The sequence below is a fragment of the Cohnella nanjingensis genome, from assembly GCF_014212125.1.
In the GTDB taxonomy this organism is placed as follows: domain Bacteria; phylum Bacillota; class Bacilli; order Paenibacillales; family Paenibacillaceae; genus Cohnella; species Cohnella nanjingensis.
The window spans coordinates 1-5,298 of the sequence record NZ_JACJVP010000080.1; the positions used below are offsets into that span (position 1 = coordinate 1).

Sequence of the window (5,298 nt, forward strand, 5' to 3'; positions counted from 1 at the left end):
CCCGCGGCGGGCGCAGCCTTCGGCGGCGCGGCAGCGCGCCCGGCCGCCGGAGCGCCGCAGGGGCTCCGGCTCGTACCGCCCAAGCCCGCGGCGCCGGCCGGCGAGGGGCTCGCCGTCGCCGCGGGCGACAAGGTGCAGCACGCCAAGTGGGGCGTGGGCACCGTGGTCGCCGTGAAGGGCTCCGGCAACGACACGGAGCTGCAGATCGCTTTTCCGGCGCCGGTCGGGGTGAAGCGGCTGCTCGCGGCATTCGCGCCGGTGACGAAGATTTAACAGCGCGCAGCCGGCCGAAGCCCGTACACGGATTAGCGAAGGATGGGTGAAAACTTCTACTTTCCGGGACGTGGACAAAAAGCCGCCGCGTGGCATTCGAGCAGCGGCTCCCGTCTCCTAGTGGTAACCCGGCAAGCGGGTATCCGGATCCTTCAGGAAGTTGAGAATATCCATATGGATCAGATGGCGCCTCGTCTCCTCCGTGCCTAGCCGGAAGATGGAGCGGTAGACTTCGATCATCCGCTCGTTGTACTGGTCGGTCGCGGGATCGCGATCCGCTGACTTGAATGGAATGAGGCCGCGGAGGAAGGTGCGCTCGGTCTGATCCTCCTTGATGGCGAGCAGCGTCTCGAGCTGATCCTTTTCCCGCTCCGTGGCGAACACCGTGAGCTGATCCGACACTTGCGATTCGTGTCTGCTCACCGTTCCTGCGGAGACGGATACATAATAGACTTGTTTCTCGTCTTGCTTATCGGTTTGGTTATCGGCGTGGCTGTCGGTTGGCTTGTCCGATGAACGATCCATTCGTCATCCCTCCCATTCGTGCATTTGGTTCATTTTTACACGGACGGCGGGGGGCTTGAATCAATACCCGCTACGCCCATCCATTAACCCGGACTCCGGGACAAGAGAGGCAGATCCCCCCCATGACGGAACCGCTGCAGCGGATTCGCGAGCTCGTGAACGAGCTGAACGTGCACGCCCATCGCTATTATACGGAAGACAATCCGACGATCAGCGACAAGGAATACGACGCGCTCTACGACGAACTGTCGCGCCTCGAAGCGGAGACCGGCGTCATCCTGCCGGATTCCCCTACGCATCGCGTCGGCGGCGACATTCTGAAGGGCTTCGAGCCTCATCGTCACCAGTCCCGCCTGTGGAGTCTGGACAAGGCGCAGAACCTGGAAGACTTGAAGGCCTGGGCGCAGCGCGCGAACAAGCTGATCGCGGACTACAACGCCAAGCATCCGGAGGAGCCGCTGCCCGCGCCGGAGTATGTGGTCGAGCTCAAGTTCGACGGCCTTACGTTGAACTTGACGTACACGGACGGAGAGCTCGCGCAAGCCTCGACCCGCGGCAACGGCGTCGTCGGCGAAGGCATCCTGGCGCAGGTGCGGACGATACGCTCGCTGCCCCTCTCGATCCCCTACCGCGAAGGCACGATCGAGGTCCAAGGCGAAGGGATTATGCGCCTATCGGTGCTGGAAGCGTACAACGAGACCGCGGCGGAGCCGCTCAAAAACGCGCGCAACGCCGCGGCCGGCGCCCTGCGCAACCTGAATCCGCGCGTGACCGCCTCCCGGAAGCTGGACGCTTTTTTCTATAATGTCGGCTTCACCGACGGCGGCGTGACGTTCGCGAGCCATCAGGAGATGCTGCAGTTTCTGCGGGACAACCGGTTCCCCGTCAATTCGTTCGCGAGGTATTACAGCTCGATCGAAGACGTGGCGGAAGAGCTGACCGCCATCGTGACGTTCCGGAACGAGCTGGACTACCTGATCGACGGAGCGGTCGTAAAGCTGACGGATATGCGTACGCGCGAAGCGCTGGGCTACACGGACAAGTTCCCCCGCTGGTCCGTCGCGTTCAAGTTCGAAGCCGAAGAGACGACGACCGTGCTCGAGTCGGTGTCCTGGGAGGTCGGCCGCACGGGCAAGGTGACGCCGCTCGCCCGCGTAGAGGCCGTCGAGCTCGCAGGCGTGACCGTTCAGAATTGCACGCTGAACAATATCGGCGACATCGAGCGCAAGAACCTGACACATGCCCTAGGAACGCGAGTGTTCATTCGCCGCTCTAACGACGTCATTCCGGAGATTCTCGGCAAGGCGGACGAGGAACCGGGCGAGCCGATCGCGATACCGGACGTTTGCCCGGGCTGCGGTACGCCGCTTGAGATGCGCGGGGCCCATATGTACTGCCCGAACCGGCTCGGCTGCAAGCCGCAGACCGTCGGCCGCATCACGCACTTCGCGTCGCGGGACTGCATGGACATCGAGACGTTCAGCGGGAAGACGGCCGAACAGCTGTACGAGGAGCTGAACGTGCGCGATCCGTCGGATCTGTACGCCCTTACCTTCGACGATCTCGTCAAGCTGCAGCGCTTCGGAGAGAAGAAGGCGACGAACCTGCTGGCATCCTTGGAGAAGTCCAAGTCCCGCGACCTGGCGGCGTTCCTGAACGCGCTCGGCATTCCGAACACGGGCAAAGCCACGACGAAGATGCTGGCCGATCATTACGGCGATCTCGACCGCCTGATGGCCGCGGAGGCCGAAGAGCTGGTCACGTTGCCGGACGTAGGCGGCATCGTGGCGGAGAGCATCGCGGGGTTCTTCCGCGACCCGCTCATGCAGGAGAGCATCGCCCGGATGCGCGCTTTCGGCGTACGGGCCGAGGCAGAGAAGCCTGCGGCGGCCAGCGCCGACGAGGGACATCCGCTGTTCGGAAAGACCGTGGTGCTGACGGGCACGCTGACGCTGCTTACGCGCGACGAAGCATCCAAGCGGCTCGAGGCGCTGGGAGCGAAGGTGTCGGGCAGCGTCTCGAAGAAGACGGACCTCGTCATCGCGGGCGAGAGCGCCGGCAGCAAGCTGACGAAGGCGCGGGATCTCGGCGTTCCCGTACTCGAGGACGAAGAGGAATTGGTCCGGCTGTTAAACTTATAGGCATGCAGGAGGAAGACCGCCCGTTGCGAACGGGCGGTTTTTTTACTTTAGCGCGATCATGCAACTTCTTCATCCAGAATTCGTCTATTTTGCCAAATGCGATCGAGCGGAGGTCTTCCTCTTGAACGAGATCAGAAAGTCTAAGTCGAACCTACCCGTTTCAGATACGTCTCCGATAAAAAAGGATCGCCCTCTGCGGAAGAAGGCGAAGCCGGTTTTGCTTGGAAAACCGAATCGCTGGATTCCGTTCCTCCTGACAGGAGGCGCTGTCCTGCTTTTGCTCGCCTGTTGCGAGAATGCCGGTTCGTCCGGCATGCCGGTTAGGCCATCTTCGTCCGCGGCGCCTTCGGTTTCGTCGGCCGAGCCGTCTCCAACCCCGGTTCCGGCTCTCTCCGGCTTGACCGCCGACGCGTTAGGCGCACGGTTCCGCGCGGCATGGACCCCGGACCAAGCGGTGGCAGCGTTGGGACAACCCTCCAGGGTGCAAGAGACGTACTTGTATCGCGCCGACCGGCTAGTCAAGGTCGATCAATGGACGTTTGAGGTCGGAACGAGTAGGCTGGAGCTGCTCTGGTCGCAAGAGGAGAATGCGCAGCTCTGGGATGCCGTCTTCTATGACCGGGATGCCGAAGGGAATATGCGCACTTATGTGCCGGCGCAAGGCGCGCAGAAGGAAGCGTCCTCCTCGGACGAGAACGTGCTGGCTCGGCAGGAAGGACTCCGGATCGGACAAAAGCTGAAGGCGGTCGTTCCGACGGCGGGCTACGACTTGCGGGCTGACACTCAGCCTATATACAACTACATGGCCATAGCGGGCCGATCGGTTTCTCTGGTCGCCTTGACGCGCCATTTGGCCGAGATCGACGATGACGGGTTCAAGACTTGGATTCCGATCTGGTATTTGACGAAGGAAGCCGAGCGGGCGAGAGAGATTGCGCCGCGGCTCATGGAGGTCGCAGGAGAAAACGCCGCCGCGGAGTGGTATCCGGAAGCGGGCGATTCGGTCGTGGAGCTGACACATGGAGCGCGCGTCATCGCGGTTCAGGCTTACGCGGATTGGTACGGCGTCGCTATGCCGGACAGCGAGTCGGGAGCCGGATACGGGCTGCTCTGGATGAGGGCCGACCAATTGCGACAAGTGCAGCCTTCCTTTTCCCCGTTCGATAACGCCGTTCCGGTTGCGGCTGACGAAGCCGCAGCCTTCGTTCGAAGCACATTGGGCATTGGAGTCAAGCAGTCCAGAGCCAGACAATTGCTAGGCAAACCGCAGACCGTCGAAAGGTCGGCCAATATCGCCATGCCGGGGAAGCTGAAAACGCTGGAGACGTGGCGGTATGAGAGCGATCGTTCGCTGCTCGAACTAACCTGGTCGGAGGACGGCGCTTTGCGGAATGAACGGTTTCTGGATCGCACGGGCGCATGGGACTTCGGCAATCTGGACTGGGCGGGCTTGCCCGAGGGGCAAGTGCCGCTGATCAAGAAGCTGAATGCGTCCGACCGCCGACCGCCGTTCGTTCGTACCCAAGCTGCATCGACGATCTGGCGCGCGAATTTGGCGCTCCCTTATAATTACTTGATCGGGGAAGCGGGTGCGACGCTGCTGGTGGCCGGCGAGGACGGGGGCTTCAGCGGCATGCATGAGGACTCCCGGCTGTACGGGATCGATCGGGACACGGGACGCCTCGTGTGGCAGCATTCGTTCGGCTATGAGGAGCATCTCTATGCGTTGTCGGGAGACCGCCGGACGATCGTATTCGGCAAGAGGACGGGCGAGGGGGCGGACATAACGCGTTCAACGTACCGGTTGTTCGCCCTGGATACGGCTAATGGCAAACAGCGATGGAGTCGGGAACTCAAGCTTGAAGGGGCGGTCGGCGATCTCAGACTGGCTGCGGCAGGCTCGGCATTTGGCCTCTCCTATACGCGAACCGAGGGGATGGATGCGTCGAAGACCGTGACAACGCATCTGGAGGTTCGGGATCAGCGCAGGGGGAATCGGCTCTGGCGGAAAACGTGGGACGGCGAAGGAGCGCTTGTCCTTCAAGACGGCAAACTGCCATATTTGTTGATGGGGAATGGCGGTACGGACTCGCTGCTAGGTGCTGGATTGACCGCCTATCGGCCGAAGGACGGCCGCAAGGTCTGGCAGTTGGAGGAGCGAACGTCCATCGATGCGTCCTTTGATGCCGTCGTCCAATCCGATACGCGTTATAAGGAAACCCTCCCGAAGGGCTATTGGACGCGGAGCGTCGATCATCTTGCCCTGGCGGATCCCGGCAACGGCAAGTCGATCTTGACGCTGGAGCCGCCTCCGCAATCACGTCTGACGATCCTGAACGAACGCTACGCGCTGATGGCT

Annotated in this window: 3 protein-coding genes and 1 pseudogene; 3 read left to right on the forward strand and 1 reads right to left on the reverse strand. The window is 62.1% G+C overall.

Annotated features, from left to right (window positions below):
- Positions 1 to 273 (forward strand): annotated as a pseudogene (locus H7C19_RS33345) (ATP-dependent DNA helicase PcrA); the annotation flags it as partial.
- A 117-nt stretch (positions 274 to 390) separates the two neighbouring features.
- On the opposite strand, the gene H7C19_RS33350 reads toward H7C19_RS33345, so the two are convergent.
- Positions 391 to 798, reverse strand: coding sequence for a hypothetical protein (locus H7C19_RS33350; RefSeq protein ID WP_185673411.1), 408 nt, complete (start codon positions 796 to 798; stop codon positions 391 to 393).
- Between the two features lie 122 nt (positions 799 to 920).
- On the opposite strand from H7C19_RS33350, the gene ligA reads away from it, so the two are divergent.
- Complete coding sequence (ligA, locus tag H7C19_RS33355; protein WP_185673412.1) at positions 921 to 2,939, forward strand: NAD-dependent DNA ligase LigA; 2,019 nt, start codon at positions 921 to 923, stop codon at positions 2,937 to 2,939.
- Positions 2,940 to 3,336: 397 nt separating this feature from the next.
- On the forward strand, positions 3,337 to 5,298 hold a 1,962-nt coding region (locus H7C19_RS33360; RefSeq protein ID WP_221469611.1), incomplete at its 3' end, for an outer membrane protein assembly factor BamB family protein.

Coding starts and splice junctions, on each gene's coding strand:
- H7C19_RS33350 (WP_185673411.1), bottom strand. CDS start 798: ATGGATCGTTCATCGGACAAGCCAACCGACAGCCACGCCGATAACCAA.
- ligA (WP_185673412.1), top strand. CDS start 921: ATGACGGAACCGCTGCAGCGGATTCGCGAGCTCGTGAACGAGCTGAAC.